The 24,050-nt window shown below is 74.6% G+C and carries 14 protein-coding genes; 12 read left to right on the top strand and 2 right to left on the bottom strand.

What is annotated here, in order from left to right; translation table 11 throughout:
• The first annotated feature begins 36 nt into the window (after positions 1-36).
• The 6 genes from AB0M16_RS04330 to moeZ all read left to right on the top strand — a co-directional run bounded on the left by AB0M16_RS04330 (position 37) and on the right by moeZ (position 8,136).
• A complete protein-coding gene (locus tag AB0M16_RS04330; RefSeq protein ID WP_365338555.1) occupies positions 37-1,455 on the top strand; it encodes a DUF3152 domain-containing protein in 1,419 nt (472 codons plus the stop codon).
• Positions 1,456-2,002: 547 nt separating this feature from the next.
• The gene (locus AB0M16_RS04325) at positions 2,003-3,688 is read left to right on the top strand and encodes a DUF3492 domain-containing protein (protein WP_365338553.1); all 1,686 of its coding nucleotides are present in this window, start codon (positions 2,003-2,005) and stop codon (positions 3,686-3,688) included.
• Positions 3,689-3,701: 13 nt separating this feature from the next.
• Positions 3,702-5,081, top strand: coding sequence for a hypothetical protein (locus tag AB0M16_RS04320; protein ID WP_365338551.1), 1,380 nt, complete (start codon positions 3,702-3,704; stop codon positions 5,079-5,081).
• A 125-nt stretch (positions 5,082-5,206) separates the two neighbouring features.
• Positions 5,207-6,169: an NAD-dependent epimerase/dehydratase family protein gene (locus tag AB0M16_RS04315; protein ID WP_365338549.1), complete on the top strand. Its 963-nt coding sequence runs from the start codon at positions 5,207-5,209 to the stop codon at positions 6,167-6,169.
• Entirely contained in the window at positions 6,157-6,894 is a 738-nt protein-coding gene (locus AB0M16_RS04310) for a spherulation-specific family 4 protein (protein WP_365338547.1), read from the top strand. Before AB0M16_RS04315 ends, AB0M16_RS04310 begins: the two co-directional genes overlap by 13 nt.
• Before the next feature lie 63 nt (positions 6,895-6,957).
• Positions 6,958-8,136, top strand: a complete 1,179-nt coding sequence (gene moeZ / locus AB0M16_RS04305) for an adenylyltransferase/sulfurtransferase MoeZ (RefSeq protein ID WP_365338545.1) — start codon at positions 6,958-6,960, stop codon at positions 8,134-8,136.
• A gap of 75 nt (positions 8,137-8,211) precedes the next feature.
• Here the strand turns inward: moeZ and AB0M16_RS04300 are convergent, their stop codons facing one another.
• On the bottom strand, positions 8,212-9,783 hold the full coding sequence (locus AB0M16_RS04300) for an alpha/beta hydrolase (RefSeq protein WP_365338543.1): 1,572 nt from the start codon (positions 9,781-9,783) through the stop codon (positions 8,212-8,214).
• A gap of 392 nt (positions 9,784-10,175) precedes the next feature.
• Positions 10,176-12,809, bottom strand: a complete 2,634-nt coding sequence (locus AB0M16_RS04295) for a lysylphosphatidylglycerol synthase transmembrane domain-containing protein (protein WP_365338541.1) — start codon at positions 12,807-12,809, stop codon at positions 10,176-10,178.
• Positions 12,810-12,989: 180 nt separating this feature from the next.
• Here AB0M16_RS04295 and AB0M16_RS04290 point away from each other — a divergent pair, with 180 nt between their 5' ends.
• The 6 genes from AB0M16_RS04290 to nudC all read left to right on the top strand — a co-directional run bounded on the left by AB0M16_RS04290 (position 12,990) and on the right by nudC (position 24,032).
• Entirely contained in the window at positions 12,990-13,331 is a 342-nt protein-coding gene (locus AB0M16_RS04290) for an MGMT family protein (RefSeq protein ID WP_365338539.1), read from the top strand.
• A 257-nt stretch (positions 13,332-13,588) separates the two neighbouring features.
• The gene (locus AB0M16_RS04285; protein WP_365338750.1) at positions 13,589-17,218 is read left to right on the top strand and encodes an ATP-dependent DNA helicase; all 3,630 of its coding nucleotides are present in this window, start codon (positions 13,589-13,591) and stop codon (positions 17,216-17,218) included.
• A gap of 106 nt (positions 17,219-17,324) precedes the next feature.
• Positions 17,325-18,143: a hypothetical protein gene (locus AB0M16_RS04280; RefSeq protein WP_365338537.1), complete on the top strand. Its 819-nt coding sequence runs from the start codon at positions 17,325-17,327 to the stop codon at positions 18,141-18,143.
• 64 nt (positions 18,144-18,207) lie between these two features.
• Entirely contained in the window at positions 18,208-21,579 is a 3,372-nt protein-coding gene (locus AB0M16_RS04275; RefSeq protein ID WP_365338535.1) for an ATP-dependent DNA helicase, read from the top strand.
• Between the two features lie 10 nt (positions 21,580-21,589).
• Entirely contained in the window at positions 21,590-23,008 is a 1,419-nt protein-coding gene (locus tag AB0M16_RS04270; protein ID WP_365338533.1) for a dipeptidase, read from the top strand.
• A gap of 76 nt (positions 23,009-23,084) precedes the next feature.
• Complete coding sequence (nudC, locus tag AB0M16_RS04265; RefSeq protein ID WP_365338531.1) at positions 23,085-24,032, top strand: NAD(+) diphosphatase; 948 nt, start codon at positions 23,085-23,087, stop codon at positions 24,030-24,032.
• Positions 24,033-24,050: the final 18 nt, after the last annotated feature.

The raw sequence follows: 24,050 nt of genomic DNA, 5'->3' as shown, positions 1-24,050 counted from the left end.
ATCCCGGGCCACGGCCCGCAGGGCCAGGCCGCGCCGATGTACGAGACTCCCGCGCACGGCGTCCCCGGGTACGGCCCGCGGGGCCAGGCCGCGCCGGGGCAGGGCCCGCAGGGCCGGACCGCCCCGATGTACGACACGCCGGCGCACGGCGCCCCGGGCCACGGCCCGCGAGGGCAGGCCGCGCCGATGTACGAGACTCCCGCGCACGGCGTCCCCGGGTACGGCCCGCGGGGCCAGGCCGCGCCGGGCCAGGGCCCTCAGGGCCGGCCCGCCCCGATGTACGACACGCCGGCGCACGGCGCCCCGGGCTACGGCCCGCGGGGCCAGGCCGCGCCGATGTACGACACTCCCGCGCACGGCGTCCCGGGTCACCGGACCCCCGCGCACGGCGTCCCGGTCGCGGGCGCGCCCGTTCACGACACGCCGATGCACGGCACGCCCCGCTACCAGGGGCCGTACGACACCGCCGCCCGTGGCGGGCATCCGGTGCACGACGAGGGCGCGCCGGCCGCGCCCTTCATCCCCGGGCCGCGCCGCGCGGCCCGGCCCGTACCGGCGCCGGCCGAGCCCGTCGAGCCGGTCGAGGAGCCGACGCGGGAGGACGCCGAGGGCGCTCCGGCGTCCCCGGAGCGGCGGCCCGCCCGGATCGGGCGCACCCTCACCGGGATCGCGGCCGCGGCGATCACCACCGTGCTCGCCATCGTCGTCGCCGGTCAGGTCGCCGAGCGCGAGAGGGACGGCGGGCACAGCACCAGCGCGGCGGACGAGTCCGCGGACCGGGTCGACGCACCGAGCCCGGCCTCCCGGTCGGACGACCGGCCGGTCCCGGCGAACCAGGCGCCGGCCGCGCCGCCGACGTACGAGCAGCTGATGGCCCGCCAGTTCCCCATCGACCCCAAGCTGAAGGGCTCGGGGGAGTTCCAGGCCGTGCCGGGGTTCGACAAGGCGCCGGGGAAGGGCCGCAAGGTCCGCTACCGGGTCGACGTGGAGAAGGGGCTCGGGCTCGACGGCGTGCTGTTCGCCCAGGCGGTGCAGAAGACGCTCAACGACCCGCGCAGCTGGGCCGGGCGCGGCGAGATGACCTTCGAGCGGATCTCCAGCGGCGAGCCGGAGTTCGTGGTCACCCTGGCCAGCCCGGGGACCACCGGCGACTGGTGCAGGAAGTCCGGCCTGGACACGACGGTCGACAACGTGTCCTGCGACTCCGCCTCCACCGAGCGCGTGATGATCAACGCCTTCCGCTGGGCGCAGGGCTCGGTGACCTTCGGCCCGAAGGCGATGCACGCCTATCGGCAGATGCTCATCAACCACGAGGTCGGACACCGGCTCGGGCATGGCCACGTGAGCTGCCGTACCCCCGGCGCGCTCGCGCCGGTGATGCAGCAGCAGACGAAGTCCCTGGACATCGACGGCATTCGCTGTCGCCCCAATCCCTGGGTGCATCCGGGGAGTTGATGTCCCGTCGCATTCCGGGGCGTCCGCATGGCGGGAAGGGTGTCTCGGAATGGCGCCAAGGCGACCGCTTCCGCCCGCCCGGACGGGATCGTGGACTGTCGTGGGCACCCGTCGTCGGCGAGTCCGGCAGCGGCAAGGCGACCCTCGGCCGGATGCTCGTCCGGCTCCTCGACCCCGCCGGCGGCCGACTGCGCTACCGGGGGACGGGCGTCGGCCGGCTCACGGAGCGGGGGCTCCGCCCGCACCGGCGCGAGCTGCCGGCTCCTCGCGGCTGTCCCGTCGCTGGACCCCGTACTCGCCGCCGAGCGCCGCGCGCGGCGGCGGAGCCAGGGCCGGGAGGACGGCCGCTGCCTGACCGAGAGTGACGTGACCACCTCGTAGCGCGACGGAACGCGACCGCGGTGGGAAAGTTACGTGCATTCACCCCTTCCGGTGGTGCGACGGACAACCGTCCGTCGCACCACCGGCATATCCGCTTACGTTCTTCCCGCTGCGGGTCACCGGACCGAAACGGTGACCCCCGTGACCGGAGAACGGGGGTGTGCTCATGCGGATCGGACTGCTCACCGAGGGCGGCTATCCCTTCGCGGCCGGCGAGTCCGGGCTCTGGTGCGACCGGCTCGTCCGCGGGCTCGCCCCGCACGAGTTCGACCTGTACGCGCTCAGCCGCGACGCCCGCCAGGAGGCCGGCGGGCGGATGCCCCTCCCGCCCAACGTGCGCGGGGTCCGCACCGCGCCGCTCTGGACCGTCGAGGACGAAGGGCGCGGCTACGGGCGACGCGAACGGCGCCGCTTCGAGGCCGCGTTCAAGGACCTGGCCGACGGCCTGTGCGCCGCGCCGGACCCCACGGGCGACCCGGTCGGCCGGGCCGCGGGCCCTGGCGACGCGGCGGCCGCCGAGAAGTTCGCCGCCGGGCTCTACGAGCTCGCCGAACTCGCCCGCGCGTGCGGCGGACCCAGCGGCGCGCTCCGCTCCGAGAGCGCCGTCCGCATCCTGGAGTCCGCCTGCCGCGCGCCCGGCGCGCGCCGGAGCGTGGCCGCCGCCACCGTCCCCGACCAACTCGCCTTCACCGACCTGCTGGAGCGCGCCCTGCGCCCGCTCTCGCTCGGCTGGTACGACGAGGAGGAAAGGGCCGACGGAGCCGGTGGCCTCGGCCTCGTCGACCTCTGCCACGCCGCCTCCGCCGGTGCCGCGGCGCTCCCGGGCCTGCTGGCCAAACGCTTCTTCGGCACCCCGCTGCTCGTCACCGAGTACGGCGTCCAGCTCCGCGCCCACTACCTCGCGGCCACCGGCGCCGCGCTCGCGACACCCGTACGCGCCCTGCTCGCCGCCTTCCACGGCCGGCTCGCCGGCGAGGTCTACCGGCAGGCCGCGCTCCTCACCCCGGGCAACGCCCACGCCCGGCGCTGGCAGGAGAGGTGCGGCGCCGACCGGGCCCGGCTGCGCACGGTGTATCCCGGCATGGACGCCGAGCGGTTCGGCGAGGTCGGCGAGGACGAGGAGAGCGGCGACCCGACGACCCTCGCCTGGATCGGCCGGGTCGAACCCGCCAAGGACCTCGTCGCCCTGCTCCACGCCTTCGCCGAAGTGCGGCGCCGGCAGCCCGACGCGCGGCTGCGGATCATCGCCGCGCCCGTGCGCGAGCCCGGCGCGGCCGCCTACCTGGCGCACTGCCGCGGCCTCGCCGAGCAGCTCTTCCCCGACGAGGCGGTCGGCGCCCACGCGGTGGGCGAGAACCCCGTCTCCTTCGAGGAGCTGGGCGATCCCGAGGCCCCCACCCTGGAGGACGCCTACGCCGCCAGCGCCGTCGTCGTCCTCTCCAGCGTCGTCGAGGGATTCCCCGTCAGCCTCGTCGAAGCCATGTTCTGCGCCCGGGCCACCGTCTCCACGGACGTCGGCGCCGTCGTCGAGGTCATCGGCGGCACCGGACTCGTCGTGCCCCCGCGCAATCCGAAGGCGCTCGCCGACGCCTGCCTCTCGCTCCTGCGCGACCCCGAGCGGCGGTACCGCCTCGGCGCCGCCGCCCGCGCCCGCGCCCTGGAGCTGTTCACCGTGGAACAGAACCTCGCGGCGTTCCGCGGCATCTACCTCGAACTTCTCTCCCACTCGCCGGTCCGCCGGCGCACCACCAGCGGCGTGCCCTTCGCGCACCCGGCAGAGGCCCATGTGCCGGGCAGCTGGGCGGACCAGCCGGTCACCGCCGCGGCCGGAACGGGAGACCCCGATGACTGAAGGAGGCACAGCCATGCGCGGTCCCGCCGCCCCCACCAGCCCCGGCCCCTGGGACTCCCGCTCCGAAGCCCTGCTCAGGGCCCCGGCCCTCACGACCGAAGCGGCCGAGGCCGCGCTGCCCGGCACGGCCGACGACTCCGCCGCCCCGGACGCTCCGACCGTCCCGGACTCCCCGGCGGGCCTGACGACCGGCTCCGGCTTACCGGCGGGCCTGGACCTCACCGCCGGCCCCGCGGTCCTGCCCCCCGCGGCCTCCGCCCCCGACGCCTCTGACGAAGCGATTCAGCAGACCGTCGCCGCGCCCACGCCCACGCCCGGCGCGCGGGCGCGGCGAGGGCCCGCCGATCCCGTCAAGGCGCTGATGCACCGGCACCGCGAGCTGTGCGAACGGGCCGTGGATCCCCTGGAGATCGCCGCCGGCCTGGAAGCGCACGGCGTGACCGACCGGACGGCCGCGCGGTTCCGGCACCGGGACGTGTTCTCGCTCGCCGAGGAGCTGTACGCGCGCGTACCGCGCGGCGAGGGCGCGGAGGAACGGGTCGCGCCCGAGCGGGCCGGGGACACGGGAGTCCGTGGCTGGGCCCTCACGGTCTGCGCGCCCGGCGCCGTCGCCGCGTTCGGCACCGCCGGGCTCGCGCTCAGCACCGGGCTGCCGCACCTCGTCGTCGGCGTGGCCGCGGCGCTCGGACTCGCCGGCGCGCTGTACGCCGCCGTGCGGCACGGACCGCTGCGGGCCGCCGGTCGTACCGTGCCCGCCGCCCTGTGCACCCTGTGGCTCCTCGCCTACGCGGCGGGCGGCGACGGCCTGCTGGAGCAGCTGCTCACCGGTGGGCCCGACGACGGACCCACCGTCGTCACCGTGCTCGGCGGGCCGGTCGACCACGGCTGGGGACTCGACACCGGGCCCCTGCTCGCCCTCGCCCTCTCCGTCGTCCCCGCCGCCTGGTGCGCCCACCTCTTCGCCGTCCGCGCCCGTCGGCGGCTCGCCGCCAGCCGCGGTCTGGACGACTTCGCGGCCGGCGCCCGTCCGCTGCTCCTCGGCGGCCTCACGCTCCACCTCGCCGCCCTCGCCGGGCTGCTCGTCCTCACCGGCTTCCACCCCGGCGCGCTCGCCCTCGGCACGCTGCTCCTGCTCGCCCGGCTGCTCGCCGTGCACGGCTACGCCGAGGACGCGGCCCGCGTCCTCGGCGCCGCCTGCGCCGGCGAGGCCCTCGCCCTGGCGAGCGTCCTCGCCGCCCGGCTCCCGGGCTGCGACGTCCTCGGCGCGCCGGTCCGCGCGGTCGTCGACCCCTGGGGCCCCGCGGCCGTCCCCGCCCTCGTCTGCGGCGGCGCGGCCCTCGCCCTGCTCGTCCACGCCACCTCGGCGCTCTCCCGGGCCTCGGCCCACGTCTGACCCCGGCGCACCCGCGGAGCCGACGCCGCGGGCGTACCCCTCCCACGTAAACCCTCCCAAGGAGACGAAAGAGACATGACCCCCGAACCCCACGCCACGGCCGGTCGGCACGAAGGGGCCGCACGATGAGGGTGCTGCTGCTCGGAGCCAACGGATTCATCGGCCGGTTCGTCGCCGACCGCCTGCTCGCCGACCCGGCGGTGCACCTCACCGCCCTCGGCCGCGGCGACGACGCCGACGTACGGTTCGACCTCGCGAGCGGCAGCCCCGGTGCGCTCACGCGGTTCCTCGACGCCGTCCACCCCGGAGTCGTCGTCAACTGCGCCGGCGCCACCCGGGGCGGCGCCCGCGAACTGACCCGGCACAACACCGTCGCCGTCGCCACCGTCTGCGAGGCGCTGCGACGCAGCGGCTGCGGCGCCCGACTGGTCCAGGTCGGCTGCGCCTCGGAGTACGGGCCGAGCCAGCCCGGCTCGTCCACCGCCGAGGACGCCGTGCCCCGGCCCGGCGGCCCGTACGGCGTGTCCAAACTCGCCGCGACCGAGCTCGTCCTCGGCTCCGGCCTGGACGCGGTCGTGCTGCGGGTCTTCTCGCCGGTCGGCCCCGGCACCCCGGCCGGCTCCCCGCTCGGCCGGCTCGCCGAGGCGATGCGCCGCGCCATGCAGGCCGGCGACGGCGAGCTCAAGCTCAGCGGACTGGGCGTGCAGCGGGACTTCGTGGACGTCCGGGACGTGGCGCGGGCCGTGCACGCCGCCTCGCTCTCCGCCGCCCAGGGCGTGGTCAACATCGGCACCGGCCGGGCCGTGAGGCTCCGCGACGCCGCGGCCGTCCTCGCCAGGGTCGCCGGATACGCGGGCCAGCTGCACGAACTCGACGGACCGCCGCCCCGCCCGGTGATCGGCGCCCCGCGCACCGAGGCCACCATCGCCGAGCAGCTTGCCGCCGCCCCCTTCCCGTACCCCGACGGCTGCGGCCCCTGGCAGCAGGCCGACGTGCGCACCGCGCGCGACCGGCTCGGCTGGCGGCCCCGGATCAACCTGGAGGAGTCCCTCGCGGACATCTGGATGGAGGCGGCATGCCGCATCTGACCGCCACCGGGACGGTCACCGAGATGGGGATGGGCGTCCCCGGCTACGCCCACCCCCTGCTCGCGCCCGTCGAATGGGCCGAACTCACCCGCCCCGGCACCCCTCTGCACTGGGCCGTGCTCAACGTCGCCGAGGGACCGGGCGACCGGCCGGACCCGCACTGCCTGGCGGCGGCGGGCAAACTGCGCAACGCGGGCGTGAAGGTGCTGGGCCACCTCGACCTGCGGCACGGCTCGCGCCCCTTCGGCGAGCTCGTCTCCGACGCCCAGCGCTTCCTCGACTGGTACCGGACCGACGGCTTCTACCTGGACCGCGCCCCCGTCGACCGGGCCGATCTGCCGGGGGTCCGGCGGATCGCCGCGACCCTGGAGGCGCTCCGCGAGGACGAGGTCACGCTCGTCCTGGGCCACGGCGCCCACCCGTACCCGGGCTACGCGGAGGTCGCCGACCAGCTGGTCACCTTCTCCGGGGCGTGGGCGGACTACCGATGGTCGCAGGTGGCGGAGTGGACGGCCGACCACCCGGCGGGGAAGTTCGTGCACCTGGTCCACGGGGTGCCCCGGACACACCTGGACGAAGCCCTGCGGATCGCCCGCTGGCAGGGCGCCGGCACGGTCTTCATGACCGACCGCAGGGGCCGCCCCGGACAAAGCGACCAATTCCACACGCTGCCCGGCTACTGGGACGAAATTGTCTCGCGTATCGGACGGGGTGTCTCGGAATGAGAAGGGCCGTGGCAGTGTTGTGCGGAGAACAACCGCACTGACATACCGACCATCGGAGACTCCGTGTCGCTGCCACCCCTGGTCGAGCCGGCTTCCGAGCTCACCGTAGACGAGGTCCGCAGGTACTCCCGCCACCTGATCATCCCGGACGTCGGGATGGACGGACAGAAGCGGCTCAAGAACGCCAAGGTGCTCTGTGTGGGCGCCGGCGGTCTCGGCTCGCCGGCCCTCATGTACCTGGCCGCGGCCGGCGTCGGCACGCTCGGCATCGTGGAGTTCGACGAGGTCGACGAGTCGAACCTGCAGCGTCAGATCATCCACAGCCAGTCCGACATCGGCCGCTCCAAGGCCGCGTCGGCGCGCGACAGCGTGCTGGGCATCAACCCGTACGTGAACGTGATCCTTCACGAAGAGCGGCTCGAGGCCGAGAACGTGATGGACATCTTCAGCCAGTACGACCTGATCGTCGACGGCACGGACAACTTCGCGACCCGCTACCTGGTCAACGACGCCTGCGTGCTGCTCAACAAGCCGTACGTGTGGGGCTCGATCTACCGCTTCGACGGCCAGGCTTCGGTCTTCTGGTCCGAGTACGGCCCCTGCTACCGCTGCCTCTACCCGGAGCCCCCGCCGCCGGGCATGGTCCCGTCCTGCGCCGAGGGCGGCGTCCTGGGCGTGCTGTGCGCGTCCATCGGCTCCATCCAGGTCACCGAGGCGATCAAGGTCCTGGCCGGCGTGGGCGACCCGCTGGTCGGCCGCCTGATGATCTACGACGCCCTGGAGATGCAGTACCGCCAGGTCAAGGTCCGCAAGGACCCCAACTGCGCGGTCTGCGGCGAGAACCCGACCGTCACCGAGCTCATCGACTACGAGGCCTTCTGCGGCGTCGTGTCCGAGGAGGCCCAGGAGGCGGCGCTCGGCTCCACGATCACTCCGAAGCAGCTCAAGGAGTGGATCGACGACGGCGAGAGCATCGACATCATCGACGTCCGCGAGCCGAACGAGTACGAGATCGTCTCGATCCCCGGTGCCCGTCTGATCCCGAAGAACGAGTTCCTGATGGGCAACGCCCTCCAGGACCTCCCGCAGGACAAGCGCATCGTCCTGCACTGCAAGACGGGTGTCCGCAGTGCGGAAGTCCTCGCCGTCCTCAAGTCCGCGGGCTTCGCCGACGCGGTCCACGTCGGCGGCGGCGTGATCGGCTGGGTCCACCAGATCGAGCCCGAGAAGCCGGTCTACTGATCGCCCGCGCCGTCCCCGGCGCACCAGGGGCCCGCGTCCATCCGTCCGACGGAGGGACCCGGGCCCCTTTTTCCGTCACTGGCAGACGGTCCCCGAAGCCGGCACCTTGCCCTCCAGGAGATAGGCGTCGGTCGCCGTCTTCACGCACCGGTTGCCGCTGCTGTACGAGCCGTGGCCCTGGCCCTGGTACGTGAGTTCCACGCCGACGCCCGGGCCGAGGGCCTCGACCATCGACCGGGCACCCTCGTACGGGGTGGCAGGGTCGCCGGTGTTGCCGATCACCAGGATCGGGGCGGATCCGGGGGCCGAGACGTCCGGGTGGTCCCAGGTGCCCGGGACGGGCCACGGTGCGCAGCTCGCGAGGGCCCAGCCCATGAAGTCGCCGAAGACGGGAGAGGTCGCGCGGAACTCGGGCAGCCGTTCCTTGGCCTGGCCGAGGGTGAAGCGCTCCTTGAAGTCCACGCAGTTGATGGCCGCGTTGGCGGCCTGGATGTTGCTGTAACTGCCGTTCTGGCTGCGCCCGTTCATGGAGTCCGACAAGGCGAGCAGCAGGGCCCCGTTGCCGCCGTCGGCCTCGTCGAGGCCCTGCTCCAGATACGGCCAGAACTCCTTCGAGTACAGGGCCTGCGCGATGCCGTTCGTGGCCTGGGTCTGCGTCAGCATGCGGTCGCCGATGCCGGGGATGGGCTTCTTGTCGAGCTCCGCGAGCAGGCCGGTGATGAATGCCTCGATCTCGGCGACCGACGAGCCCGGCAGCGCGCACTGGTCGCCGCGGGCCACGCAGTCCTTCGCGAAGTTGTCCAGCGCCAGTTGGAACCCCCTCGCCTGGCCGAGGGCGCCGGCCTCCACGCCCGCCGTGGGGTCGACGACCGCGTCGAAGACCGCGCGGCCGACGTTCTTCGGGAAGAGGTGCGCGTAGACGCCGCCGAGTTCGGTGCCGTACGAGATGCCGAAGTAGTGGAGCTTGTCGTCGCCGAGGACCCGGCGCATCAGGTCCATGTCGCGGGCCGCGTTCTCCGTCCCGACGTACGGGAGCCGGGGCCCCGCGTTCTTGTCGCACCCCGCCGTGTACGTCCGCTGGGCGTCGGAGAGCGTCCGCTCCTCGGCGGCGTCGTCGGGCGTGAAGTCCAGGGCGTAGTAGGCGTCGAGCTCCTTGTCGGTGGCGCACTCGACGGGCTCGCTGCGGCCGACTCCGCGCGGGTCGAAGGAGACCAGGTCGTAGCGGGAGCGCAGGTCCTCGAAGTCGTTCGCGAAGCTGGGCAGACCGGTGATGCCGGACCCGCCGGGGCCGCCGAAGTTGAAGAACAGCGAACCGATCCGCCGGCCCGTGTCGCGGGCCTTGGCGCGGATGAGGGCCAGTTCGACGGTCGCGCCGTCAGGCTTGGTGTAGTCGAGCGGCGCCTTCATGAAACTGCACTCCCAGGGCGCCCCGCCGGGCAGCGGCGACGGCGCGGGCCCGCCGCCCTCCGCCGGGGACGGCGGCAGGCACGGGGACCATTCGAGCTTCTGCGCCGCGAGCGCGTCGAGCCCGCCGGGTCCGCTCGGCTCGGCGGCCGTCCCCTCGCCCCCGTCGTCGGAGCACCCCGCGGTGAGGAGCAGGGCGGTCGCGGTGAGCAGTGCGGCACGCTGAGCGGCGGAGATCGGCATGCTCCCATCGTCTGCCGCCCTCATGCCCCCCGCGCGGGCGGAGGGCCATGCGGGTGGCGTACGGGGCGCGAGACCTGCCGGTCGCCGAGGGCCCCGACGCGAGGCACCCGGACCCGCCCACGCCCTGGTGGGCGGCCCCGCACCGCGCGACGACGACCCGCGAACGGGGGGTCGGCGGCGCACCGGAGCGGCTCGGTGGTCCGCCACGCGCTCGCGCCGGTGGCGGCGACGCTCCTGAACGCTCCTGAACCCCTGGCTCTGCGTCCCCTTCGCGGTCCACCCCGTACGCGCGGCCGTCCTGCCCGGCCCGCGGGCCGAGCATCCCGGTCGTGGGTGGCCGGCGGTCGCTCGCTCGGCCCCGCCGCCGGTCCTCCCCGTGGTGGCCCAGGAGCCTAGAGGGCCTCGCGCTTCGTCAGCCAGTTGAAGCAGATCCAGCCCGGCAGGACCGGCAGCCACAGCGTCAGGAGCCGGTAGAGCAGCACGGCCGGGGTGGCGACCTCGATCGGGAGGCCCACGGCCACCAGACCGAAGGTGAGCGCGGTCTCCACCGCGCCGACACCGCCCGGGGTCGGCGCCGCCGAGCCCAGCGCGTTGCCCGCGAGGAAGACGACGGCCACGCTCGCGTAGCTGAGCGTGGTGGAGCCGGTCCCGAAGGCCCGGATCGAGGCGTCCAGGCAGAGCACGAACGCGCCGGTGAGCAGCAGCATGCCGCCGATGCCGGTCACCAGCTTCATGGGCCGCTGGAGCACGTCCAGCATGCGGGGCACCACGCCCGCGAAGAGCGAACGCAGCCGGGTCGACACGAACTTCCGCATGAACGGGATCGCCGTCACGACGAGCACGAGCACCGCGACCGTCAGCAGGCCGGCGATCACGGTCCTCGACGGGGTGAAGGACTGCGACTTCTCCGTACCGGTCAGATAGCCGAAGGCCAGCAGGAGCAGGATGTGCGCCCCGAGCCCGAAGAGCTGGGAGGCGCCGACGCTCGCGACGGCGAGGCCCGGGCGCACGCCCGCCCGCTGCAGGAAGCGCGTGTTCAGGGCGACTCCGCCGACCGCGGCCGGGGCGACGATCTTCACGAACGAGCCGGCCACCTGGGCCACCACCGTCCGCCAGAAGCCGACCCGCTCCGGCACGAAGCCGAGCAGGCTCATCGCCGCCGCCACATAGCTGAGCGCCGAGAAGACCACGGCCGCCGCCACCCAGCGCCAGTCGGCCTCGCTGATCGTCGACAGCGGGGTGCGGGAGATCTGCGAGAGCAGGAAGTACGCGGCGACGGCACCCGCGATGAGGCTGACGAGCGTCCGCGGCTTGATCCGCTCCAGACGGACCGGCTCCACCGGCGCCTGCGGCCGGATCAGCAGTACCTGCTGGCGGATCTGTGCCAGCAGGTCCTCCTCGCGGGCCTCGTCCAGGGCCTCGTCGAGCGCCCGCTTCTCGGCCTTCTTGTCGGCCTTGCGGTCGGCCTGTTTCTCCGCCCGCGCGGCCTTGCGGTCGGCCGTGAGGTTGCTCTGCGCCCGCGCCTCCGCCCTGGCCTGCCTGGCCGCCTCGGAGGCCGCGAGGACCGCTTCGCGCTCCCGCTTCGAGCGCTCGCGGGCGAGCCGGCGCAGCTCGGCGCGGGTGGACCGGCTCAGCGCGATCGGCTGGAGCAGCGGCAGACAGGCGGCGATCGCGTCCGGGCCGAGCACCTCCACGGCCGCCGCCACCGCCCGCTCGGCACCGACCCGCAGACCGAGCGTCGTGAGGAGCTGGGCGATGTCCATCCGCAGGATCAGGTCACCGGCGGCGATCTCGCCGCCGCGCAGATCGGTGAGGATCACCTTGCCGGAACGATCCACCAGAATCGCGTCCCCCGCGAGCCTCCGGTGCGCGATCCGGCGCGACTGCAGCGCCTTCACCTGACGCCAGGCGCTGCGCACCAGATCGTCGGTGATCTCCGCGTCGTCCAGCGAGTCCAGTGTCCGGCCGCCCAGGTGCTCGTAGACGAGCATCACCGCGTCCGGGCCCAGCTCGGAGGTGGCGATCAGCTTGGGCGCGTTGGCGCCCGCCGCGATCGCCGCGTACGCGAGCAGCGCCTCCTGCTCCAGGGCCTGGCGCAGCGAGACGATCGAGCGGCGGGTGGTGATGGCGCGCAGGGTGATGCGCCGCCACACCCGGTAGAAGAAGCCGTGCGCCTGCTGCTCGCGGTCGACCACCGTCACGTCGAGCGGCGGCCCGTCCTCCAGGGTCACGATGTAGCGCCGTCCCCGGTCCCCGCTGTCCGCCGAGTCCGGTACGCCTTCGGCGCGCAGCGCCGTCACCGGCCGGAAGCCGACCCGGCGCAGGCCCGCCAGCAGGGTCTGCCCGGTGGGCCGGACGTTGGGCGAGCCCACCGCGTACAGCGTGCCGTACGCCACGGTCCAGCCGATCAGTACGGTGAGGATGATCGAGAAGGCGGTGGTGTACCCGGCGACCAGCATCGTGAACGCGTCCAGCAGCAGCACCACCCAGAGCACCACGCGCCAGCGCGGTCTCCGGGCCATGCCGACGGCTGTCATGTACGCGATCACAGGCGCCAGGTAGTTGTGCACAGGGTCGGTGAGTCCGCCGCCGGACTGCGGCTGGGTCAGCGCGTCCTGGATGGTGCCGGGCGCCGCCTTCGCCACCCACAGGTCCGTGGCGAGGGTCACGCCGTGCGCCAGGACGGCCGCGAGCACGCCGTCGGCGATCCGCAGCCCGTCACGCTTGACCAGCCGCTCGATGGCGAACGCCACCGGGACCAGCAGGACCGCGATGGACGACACCAGACCGGCGATCTTGACGAAGACGTCCGGGGCGCCGCCGGCGCCCTTGTTGATGTCCTGCTCGAGACCGGAGGTCGTGCCGTGGGCGAAGGCGGCGATGGCGAGGACCAGGGCGATCGCGAGGACGCCGATGAGCAGCCGCATCAGGTCGGACGGCCGGTGCACGCGGGCAGCGAGCAGCGGCTCGTCGCCGGATACGCGCTCGGGCGCGCGCTCGGGCGGGCTGTCCTGCGCCATCACCATGTCCGTCTCTGCGTGCCGTTCCGTCGTCGTCGCCGGCGCTGCCGTCGTGGCCGCCGTTGCCGTCGTTGCCGTCGTCGTCTCGTGTTCTTGATCTCGTATCACCAGTCACCGCCCGCACGATGGTGGCACGAGAAGGGGCCGTACGGAGGCATCAGGGGGTTGTCGGTGCGGTGCGGCAGGATGGGCCGAATGGAGAACCAGGAGCTGCCCGAGCTGCCCGAGTATGCGGAACGGGTCCTTCAGGTCGCCGAGGAGATCCCGCCCGGGCGGGTGATGACCTACGGCGACGTCGCCGAGTGGCTCGGCGAGGGCGGACCCCGCCAGGTCGGCCGGGTCATGGCCCTGTACGGCAGCTCGGTGCCCTGGTGGCGCGTGGTGCGGGCGGACGGGGTGCCGCTGCCCGGCCACGAGCACCGTGCGCTCGGTCACTACCGGGCGGAGGGCACGCCACTGCGGGAGCCGAAGGGCGGCCCGGTCAAGCTGGACATGCGGCGCGCCCGGTGGGACGGCAGCGACGGGTGAGGCCGCGGCGGTTCCCGGTGCCACGCCTGACGGCGCGACACGTGAGGGACGCGGACGGGATCGCGTAACGTCGAAGCTCGCGTCGCTCACCGGAGCACCCCGAGCGGCGCGAGCGGCCCGACCGGCGCGAGCGACCCCAGCGGCGCGAGCGACCCGAGCGGCCTGTGAACCCCGCACACCCACCAGCAGGACCGGCGACCCACGTGACTTCCTCCTCGACCCTTCGGCATACGCGGGGCCCCGGCGCGTACCGGCTGGTGCGGGCCGTCCCGGCGCCGGTACGGCCCCCTGTGCTGGACGCAGCGCAGCGGGCGGTGGTTGAGCACGGGGAAGGACCACTTCTGGTCCTCGCCGGGCCCGGCACCGGCAAGACGACGACGCTGGTCGAGGCCGTCGCGGCCCGCATGGAACAGGGCGCCGACCCCGAGCGGATCCTCGTCCTCACCTTCAGCCGCAAGGCCGCCGTGGAACTCCGCGACCGGATGGCGGCCCGGCTCGGCGGCCGGCGGCCCCCGCAGGCCACCACCTTCCACTCGTACTGCTACGCCCTCGTCCGCGCCCACCAGGACGCCGACCTCTTCGCCGAGCCCCTCCGGCTGCTGTCCGGCCCCGAGCAGGACCTGGCCGTCCGCGAGCTCCTCGCCGGCCACATCGACCTGGAGAAGCTCGGCCTCGGCCGGCTCCGCTGGCCCGACGAACTGCGCGCCTGCCTCACCACCCGGGGCTTCGCGGACGAGGTACGCGCGGTGATCGCGCGCTCCCGGGAGCTGGGCCTCGGGCCGCGCGCCCTGGACGCCTTCGCCCGCCGGGTCGGCCGCCCCGACTGGCGGGCCGCGGCCGGCTTCCTCGCCGAGTACCTCGACGTCATGGACCTCCAGGGCGTCCTCGACTACACCGAGCTCGTCCACCGTGCGGTCCTGCTCGTGGAGTCCGCCGCGCCCGGCACGCTGCCCGCCTACGACGCGATCTTCGTCGACGAATACCAGGACACCGACCCCGCGCAGGTCCGGCTCCTGCGCGGACTGACCGCGCCCTCGGTGGTCGCCTTCGGCGACCCCGACCAGTCGATCTACGCCTTCCGCGGCGCCGACGTGAACGGCATCCTCGACTTCCCGGCCGCCTTCGGGGGCGGCGTCCGCGTCCTCGGCACCTCGCGCCGCTCCGGCGCGGCGCTGCTGGCCGCCACCCGGCTGGTGACCCAGCGCATGCCGCTGCCCCGGCTTCCCGCAGACAAGGCACGGGCCCACCGCGAGCTCGCCGCGGTCCGGGGCGGGGGCCGGGCGGAGGTCTACACGTACCCCACCGCCTCCACCGAGACCGACAACATCGCCGACCTGCTCCGCCGCGCCCACCTGGAGGACGGCGTCCCCTGGCACGAGATGGGCGTCCTCACCCGCGCCGCCGCCCACCTGCCGGCCCTCCGCCGCGCCCTCACCTCCGCGGGCGTCCCGGTGGAGACGGACGCCGCCGACACCCCGCTCCGCCACGAGCCGGCCGTCGCCCCGCTGCTCCTCGCCCTGCGCGCGGCGGCGGGCGGCGAGGCCGCGGCGGGGCCGGCGGCGGGCGGGGACGCGGAGGCCGCCGCTGTGGGGGCGGGGCTCGCCGAGGCGGGACGCACCGCCGAGCCGGCGGGCGGTGCCGAGGGGGACGACTTCGCGCGCTTCGCCGAGGCGGAGGACGCAGCCGAGGCGGCCGGCCTTGCCGGGAGGGACGACGCAGCCGAGGCGGCCGGCGGTGCCGACGGCGCGGACCTCGCCGTCGCGGCGGGGGAGGGACAGGACTCCGGCGGAGGCGCCGAGGCCCCGGCCCTCGCGGCTGCCACGGCCGAGGCTCCGGTCGTCGTCGATGCCCTCGGCGAGGCTCCGGTCGTCGTCGATGCCCTCGGCGAGGCTCCGGTCGTCGTCGATGCCCTCGGCGAGGCCCTGGTCGTCGTCGATGCCCCCGCCGAAGCCCCGGCCGGCGTCGACGCCCCCGGCGAGGACCCGGGCGTGGCCCGAGTCGACGCCGGGGCCGGGTGGCTCGACGTCGAGACCGCCGTCGCGCTGCTCGCCTCGCCGCTCGCCGGGATGGATCCCGCCGACCTGCGCCGGCTCGGGCGGGCACTGCGCGACGAGGAGCGGGCCGGCGGGAACAAGGTGCCGCCCCCGTCCGACGTGCTGCTCGCCCGCGCGCTCGCCGAACCCGAGCGGCTCGTCGCGCACGACCAGACGTACGCGCGCGGCGCGAAGCGCCTCGGCGAGCTGCTGCGGTCCGCGCGGAACAGGCTGGCCGCCGGCGGCACCGCCGAAGAGGCGCTGTGGCTGCTCTGGAACGGCACGCCCTGGCCCGGCCGCCTGGAGCGCGCCTCCCTGCGCGGCGGCCCGGCCGGCCGCAACGCCGACCGGGACCTCGACGCCGTGTGCGCCCTCTTCGAGACGGCCGCCCGCGCCGAGGACCGGGTCGGCGGCCGCGGCGCGCTCAACTTCCTCGAGGAGCTCGACGCCCAGGACATCGCCGCCGACACCCTCACCCGCCGGCACACCCGCCCCGACGCCGTCCGCCTCATGACGGCGCACCGCTCCAAGGGCCTCGAATGGAGCCTCGTCGTCGTCGCCGGCGTACAGGAGGGACTGTGGCCCGACCTGCGCCGCCGCGGCTCCCTCCTGGAGGCCGACCGCATCGGCCGCGACGGCCTCGCCGAGCCGCTCACCCCCGGCGCCCTCCTCGCCGAGGAGCGCCGGCTCTTCTACGTCGCCGCCACCCGTGCCCGCGACCGGCTCGTCGTGACCGCCGTCAAGGCTCCCGCCGAGGACGGAGACCAGCCCTCCCGCTTCCTCACCGAGCTCGGCCAGGAGCCCAAGGAGGTGGCCGGACGGCCCCGGCGCCCGCTCGCCGTCGCCGCCCTCGTCGCCGAGCTGCGCGCCACCACCGTCGACCCCGACGCCTCGCCCGAGCTGAGGGCCGCCGCCGCCGAACGCCTCGCCCGGCTCGCCGCCCTCGCCGACGAGGACGGCAACCCGCTCGTCCCCTCCGCCCACCCGGACCGCTGGTGGGGCCTCGCCGAGCCGACCCGCAGCGCCGTCCCGCTGCGCGACCGCGACCGCCCGGTCACGCTCTCCGGCTCCGCCCTCGACCAGCTCGCCAACACCTGCGCCCTCCAGTGGTTCCTGGGCCGCGAGGTCAAGGCCGACGCCCCGGCCACCGCCGCGCAGGGCTTCGGCAACGTCGTCCACGTCCTCGCCGACGAGGTCGCCTCCGGCCGCACCCCCGCCGACCTCGACGTCCTCATGGCCCGCCTGGACACCGTCTGGGACGCCCTCGCCTTCGACGCGCCCTGGAAGTCCGCGCAGGAGAAGGAGAACGCCCGGGTCGCCCTGGAGCGCTTCCTGCACTGGCACGTCATGGACCGGGCCGGCCGGACCGCCGCCGCCACCGAGCACGACTTCGACGTGACGCTGGGCGCCGGCCCGTACGAGGTGCGCATCCGCGGCTCCATGGACCGCGTCGAGACCGACGACCAGGGCCGCGCCTACGTGGTCGACTTCAAGACCGGCAAGTCCGCCCCCACGAAGGACGAGGTCGCCCACCACCCGCAGCTCGCCGTCTACCAGCTCGCGGTCCGCGAGGGCGCCGTCGACGAGGTCTTCGGCGGCCGCACCCCCGAACCGGGCGGCGCCGAACTCGTCCACCTCCGCCAGGCCGCCGCCAAGAAGGAGGGCGGCGACGCGCTGCCCAAGGTCCAGGCACAGCAGCCGCTCGACGGCGAGTGGGTCGGCGACCTCCTCGCCACCGCCGCCGGCCGCGTCCTCGACGAGCGCTTCACCCCGACCACCGGTCAGCACTGCACGACCTGCACCTTCCGCGCCTCGTGCAGCGCCCGCCCGGAGGGGCGTCACATCGTGGACTGACGGGGTCCCGCCGCCCGCGCGGAGTCGCGACGACCGGCCCGCTCCGGCACTCTGGAGAAACCGGGGGAGCCCGGAGGACTCGGGGAGAGTCCGCGAGGAGGCTCGCATGGTGTACCGCACCACCAAGCTCCGTGTCGCCACCGCCGTCGTCACCGTCCTGATCGCCGGCGCCGCGCCCGCCCCCCTTGCCCAGGCCCAGGCCCCGCCGGCCGCGCATCATCCCACCGCCGTGCGCGCGCCGAGCCCTTCCCCCGACCCCTTCAAGGGCCTGACCGCCGACGAGATCGGCGACAAGGCCGTCACCGCCACCCGGTCCGCGACCTCGGTGCGCATGGCCGGCCGGGTCACCACCGGCGGGCAGCCCCTGGGCATCGACTTCGCCGTGAACGACCGGAACCAGTGCACCGGCGTGCTCCGGCTCCAGGGCGGCGCGGCCGAGCTCCGCCAGACCGGCGGGGTCACGTACATGAAGGGCGACGAGAAGTTCTGGCGGGCCTCCATGACCTCCCAGGGCATGCCCGCCCCGCAGATCGAGGCGACCATCGAGCTCCTCAAGGGCCGCTGGCTCAAGATCGCCCCCGGCCAGGCCGGCAGCGGTGACCTCGGCGGCGTCTGCGACCTGAAGGCGCTCCTCGCCGACCTCGGCGAGGACAAGGCCGCGCGCACCGGCCTGGTCCGCGGCCCCGACGCCGAGGTGAAGGGCACCCCCGTCGCCACCCTCGTAAAGCGGAAGCCGGGTGGCGAGACCACCACCGTGTCCGTCTCCCAGCGCGGCAAGCCCTACATCCTCAAGATGGTCAAGACAGGCGGCACCGAGCCCGGCACCGTCGTCCTCTCCGACTACGACAAGCCCGTCAAGGTCGTCGTCCCGCCCGCGGACGAGACCGTCGACCTGACCAAGCTGGACCAGGGCAGCCCCGCCTGACGGGCGGTGTGACGGACGTCGCGAAGGGACGGGACTGTCGGTCGGTCCCGTTAGCCTCTTTCGGGTGACCGCACGCATCACCGACCCCGAGCAGCTCAAGGAGCTGCTCGGCATCCCGTTCACCCCGGAGCAGACGGCCTGCATCACCGCGCCGCCCGCCCCGCAGGTCATCGTGGCCGGAGCCGGCTCCGGCAAGACGACGGTGATGGCCGCCCGGGTTGTCTGGCTGGTCGGCACGGGCCAGGTCGCGCCCGAGCAGGTCCTCGGTCTCACCTTCACCAACAAGGCCGCCGGCGAGCTCGCCGAGCGCGTCCGCACCGCCCTCGTCCGGGCCGGCGTCACCGACCCCGACGTCATCGACCCGGACAACCCTCCGGGCGAGCCCCGCATCTCGACGTACCACGCCTTCGCCGGCCAGCTCCTCACCGACCACGGCCTGCGCATCGGCCTGGAGCCCACCGCGCGGCTGCTCGCCGACGCCACCCGGTACCAGCTCGCCGCGCGCGTCCTGCGCGAGTCCCCGGGCCCGTACCCCGCGCTCACCCGCTCCTTCCCGACCCTCGTCGGCGACCTGCTCGCCCTCGACGCCGAGCTCGCCGAGCACCTCGTACGCCCCGAGCGCCTGCTCGGGTACGACACCGAGCTGCTCGCCGAGCTCGCCGGCGCCAAGCTCACCAACGCCGACCTGCGCAAACTCCCCGAGACCGGCGCCGCACGGCGCGAGCTCCTCGACCTCGTCGTCCGCTACCGCGCGGCCAAGCGCTCCCGCGACCTGCTCGACTTCGGCGACCAGATCGCCCTCTCCGCCGAGCTCGCCACCACCCGGCCCGAGGTCGGCGCGATCCTCAGGGACGAGTTCCGGGTCGTCCTCCTCGACGAGTACCAGGACACCTCGGTCGCCCAGCGCCTGCTCCTCTCCGGTCTCTTCGGGCAGGGCACCGGGCACGCCGTCACCGCCGTCGGCGACCCCTGCCAGGCCATCTACGGCTGGCGCGGCGCCTCCGTCGCCAACCTCGACGACTTCCCCGAACACTTCCCGTACGAGGACGGGCGCCCCGCCACCCGCTTCGCCCTCTCCGAGAACCGGCGCAGCGGCGGCCGCCTCCTCGACCTCGCCAACGGCCTCGCCGCACCCCTGCGCGCCATGCACGCGGGCGTGGAGGCGCTGCGCCCCGCGCCGGGCGCCGAGCGCGACGGCAGCGTCCGCATCGCCCTCCTCCCCACCCACGCGGAGGAGATCGACTGGCTCGCCGACTCCCTCGCCCACCTCGTACGGACCGGCACCGCGCCCGGCGAGATCGCCGTCCTGTGCCGCACGGCGACCGACTTCCCCTCGATCCAGGCCGCCCTCGTCGCAAGGGACGTACCCGTCGAGGTCGTCGGCCTCTCCGGGCTGCTCCACCTCCCCGAGATCGCCGACCTCGTCGCCGTCTGCGAGGTGCTCCAGGATCCGGGCGCCAACGCCTCCCTCGTACGGCTCCTCACCGGCCCCCGCTGGCGGATCGGCCCCCGCGACCTGGCCCTCCTCGGACGCCGCGCCCGCCTCCTCGTGCACCGCGCCGGCGAGGAGACCGCCGACGCCGACCAGCGCCTCGCCGCCGCCGTGGAGGGCGTCGACCCGGCCGAGGTGATCTCCCTGGCCGACGCGCTCGACACCTTCCTCGACTCCGGCGGCGACGACGACGGCCTGCCCTTCTCCGCCGAGGCCCGGGTCCGCTTCGCCCGCCTCGCCACCGAGCTGCGCGCCCTGCGCTCCTCGCTCGCCGACCCGCTGATGGACGTCCTGCACCGCGTGCTCGCCACCACCGGCCTGGAGGTCGAGCTGTCCGCCTCCCCGCACGCCCTGGCCGCCCGCCGCCGCGAGACGCTCGGCAACTTCCTCGACGTCGCCGCCGGCTTCGCCTCCCTCGACGGAGAGGCCACCCTCCTCGCCTTCCTGGGCTTCCTGCGCACGGCCGCGCAGTACGAGAAGGGCCTCGACAACGCCCTCCCGGGCGGCGAGAACACCGTCAAGGTGATGACCGCCCACAAGTCCAAGGGCCTGGAGTGGGACGTCGTCGCCGTGCCGGGGCTGGTCACCGGCCAGTTCCCGTCCACCCGCGCCCGCGAGTCCTGGACCGCGCAGCCGCAGGTCCTCCCGCACGCCCTGCGCGGCGACGCGGCCACGCTGCCGCAGCTCGACACCTGGGACGCCAAGTCCCTCACGGCCTTCAAGAACGGCATGCGGGACCACCAGCACACCGAGGAACTCCGCCTCGGCTACGTGACCTTCACCCGCCCCCGCTCCCTCCTCCTGGGCTCCGCCCACTGGTGGGGACCCTCCCAGAAGAAGCCCCGGGGCCCCTCGGACTTCCTCCACGCCCTCTACGAGCACTGCGCCTCCGGCCACGGCGAGATCGAGGCGTGGGCGGACGAACCGGAGGAGGGCGACACGAATCCCCTCCTGGCCGCGGACCTGGCGGACCAGGCGTGGCCGCTGCCCCTGGACAAGGAGAGCCTGGAGCGACGGCGGCAGGCGGCGGACGACGTCCTGACCCGGCTGTGGGCGATCGTTCCGCAGGGCGGAAGGACCACCCACGGCCCCACGGCGGCGCCGCAGGCCCCCACGACCCCGGCCGAGGACGACCTCTGGCTCCCGGAGGACCTGGAAGAGGCACCGCACGCGAACGTCCCCGCCCCGCGCGAGGAACCGCGCGCCCCCTCCCCGGAGGACGCCAGGACCATCGCCTCCTGGGACCGCGACCTCACCGCCCTCACCACGGAACTCCACCGCACCCGCGCCACCACCCGGGACGTCCTCCTCCCCGCCTACCTCTCGGCCTCCCAGGTGCTGCGCCTCGCCGCCGACCCCGACGGCTTCGCCAAGGAGCTGGCCCGGCCGATGCCGAAGCCGCCGCAGCCGGCGGCTCGGCGCGGGACGCGGTTCCACGCGTGGGTGGAGTCGCGGTTCGAGGAGCTGCCGCTCCCCCTGCTCGGCCCGGACGAGCTGCCCGGCAGCGAGGAGTTCGCGGGCGAGCCGGAGATCCTCGACGAGCGGGACCTGGAGACGCTCAAGGAGGCCTTCGACCGCACGCCGTACGCCCGTCGCACGCCGTACCGGGTGGAGATCCCCGTGCATCTGTCCCTCGCGGGCCGGGTGGTCAGGGGCCGGATCGACGCCGTCTACCGGGACCCGGACACCGGCGCGTACGAGATCGTCGACTGGAAGACCAGCCACCTGCGCAACGCGGATCCGTTGCAGCTGGCGATCTACCGCCTCGCCTGGGCCGAGCAGCACGGCCTCGACCCGGAGGAGGTGGCCGCGGCGTTCGTGTACGTACGGACGGGGGAGGTGGTCCGGCCGGCCCGGCTGCCGGGCCGGCGGGAACTGGAGGCTCTGCTGCGCGGTGGACCGGCCGAGGAAGCCGAGGACGGACCGGCTTCCGGCGCCGGATAGGCTCGGAGCCATGAGCGAGACCCCGGACAACGCCGTCCACGCCGTACGCACGTACATCGAGCAGCACCGATCCGCCTTCCTCGGCGACCTCGTCGAGTGGCTGCGGATCCCCTCCGTGTCGGCGCAGCCCGACCGGGCCGGGGACGTGCGGCGCAGTGCCGAGTGGCTCGCCGCCAAGCTGACGGACACCGGTTTCGCGACCGTCGAGGTGTGGGAGACCGACGGCGCCCCGGCCGTGTTCGCCGAGTGGCCCTCGGACGAGCCGGGCGCGCCGACCGTGCTCGTCTACGGCCATCACGACGTGCAGCCCGCCGCCCGCGAGGACGGCTGGCACACGGATCCGTTCGAGCCGACGCTCGTCGACGGCCGGATGTACGCGCGGGGCGCCGCCGACGACAAGGGCCAGGTGTTCTTCCACACGCTCGGCGTCCGCGCCCACCTCGCCGCGACCGGCCGGACCGCGCCCGCCGTCCACCTGAAGCTGGTGGTGGAGGGCGAGGAGGAGTCGGGTTCGCCGCACTTCCGCGAGCTCGTGGAGAAGCACGCCGACCGGCTGGCCGCCGACGTGGTGATCGTCTCCGACACCGGCATGTGGTCCGAGACCACCCCGACCGTGTGCACCGGCATGCGTGGGGTCGCCGACTGCGAGATCGACCTGTTCGGCCCCGACCAGGACATCCACTCCGGTTCCTTCGGCGGCGCCGTGCCGAACCCGGCCACCGTCGCCGGCCGGATCGTCGCCGCCCTCCACGACGCCGACGAGCGGGTCGCGATCCCCGGTTTCTACGAGGGCGTCACCGAGCTCTCCGACGCCGAGCGGGCGCTCATCGCCGAGCTGCCCTTCGACGAGAGCGGCTGGCTGTCCACCGCCAAGTCCCACGGCACCCTCGGCGAGGCCGGCTTCTCCACCCTGGAGCGCGTCTGGGCCCGCCCGACGGCCGAGGTCAACGGCATCGGCGGCGGCTACCAGGGCCCCGGCGGCAAGACGATCGTCCCCGCCTCCGCCCACCTGAAGCTGTCCTTCCGGCTCGTCGCGGGGCAGGACCCCGACCGCATCGAGGCCGCCGTCCGCGCGTGGCTCGCCGGACTGGTCCCGGCGGGCGTCCGCTACGAGCTCGTCTTCGGCGCCCCGACCCGGCCGTGCCTCACTCCGCTCGACCACCCGGCCCTCAAGGCGGTGGCCGGCGCGATGAGCCGCGCGTTCGACGGCGCCAAGATCCGCTACACCCGCGAGGGCGGCTCGGGACCGGCCGCCGACCTCCAGGACGTCCTCGGCGCGCCGGTGCTGTTCCTCGGCATCTCGGTCCCCTCCGACGGCTGGCACGCCCCGAACGAGAAGATCGAGCTGGATCTCCTCATGAAGGGCGTCGAGACGACCGCTCATCTGTGGGGCGACCTGCCTGCCGCCCTCACCGACGCCGGACGCTGAGCCGCACGTCACCCCATGCCGCCGCACGCCGAACGTCGAACCCACTGACACCGATCCGGGGGAGTTGGAAGCACCTGTGAGCACCATGAACAACGCGTCCGCGGACCGGCCGATCTCGCTCACCGCCCCGAGCGGCATCGACCGCGCCGCCCATCACCGCCTCGACGAGGCGTGGCTCGCGGCCGCCTGGAGTCACCCGACGACCCGGGTCTTCGTGGTCTCGGGCGGCCAGGTGCTGATCGACGACACGCCGGACGGGCGTACGGAGCTGGTGACGACCCCGGCCTTCGAGGCCCCGGTCACCGAGACGCACCGCTACTTCCTGGGCACGGACGCCGAGGGCGTCTCGTACTTCGCGCTGCAGAAGGACAGCCTGCCGGGGCGCATGGACCAGTCCGCCCGCCCCGCCGGGCTGCGCGAGGCGGGGCTGCTGCTGTCGCCGCGCGACGCCGGCCTGATGGTGCACGCGGTGGCCCTGGAGAACTGGCAGCGGCTGCACCGCTTCTGCTCCCGCTGCGGCGAGCGCACGGTGGTCGCGGCGGCCGGGCACATCCGGCGCTGCCAGGCCTGCGGCGCCGAGCACTACCCGCGCACCGACCCCGCGGTGATCATGCTGGTCACCGACGACCAGGACCGTGCGCTGCTGGGGCGCCAGGTGCACTGGCCCGAGGGCCGCTTCTCGACGCTGGCGGGCTTCGTGGAGCCGGGCGAGTCCATCGAGCAGTCGGTGGTGCGCGAGGTCTTCGAGGAGGCGGGCGTCACGATCGGCGAGGTCGAGTACGTGGCCAGCCAGCCCTGGCCGTTCCCGTCCAGCCTGATGCTGGGCTTCTTCGCCAAGGCCACCTCCTCGGAGATAAACGTGGACGGTGAGGAGATCCACGAGGCGCGCTGGTTCTCCCGCGAGGACCTGGCCGCGGGCTTCGAGTCGGGCGAGGTGCTGCCGCCGTACGGCATCTCGATCGCGTCCCGGCTGATCGAGCTCTGGTACGGCAAGCCGCTGCCGAAGCCCGGGGACGTGGTCTGAGCCGTACCCGTTGTCGGT

This window comes from Streptomyces sp. NPDC051921 (genome assembly GCF_040680975.1).
GTDB lineage: Bacteria > Actinomycetota > Actinomycetes > Streptomycetales > Streptomycetaceae > Streptomyces.
The sequence above is the reverse complement of the archived record's forward strand: the minus strand, read 5'-3'. Positions and strand labels throughout refer to the sequence as shown.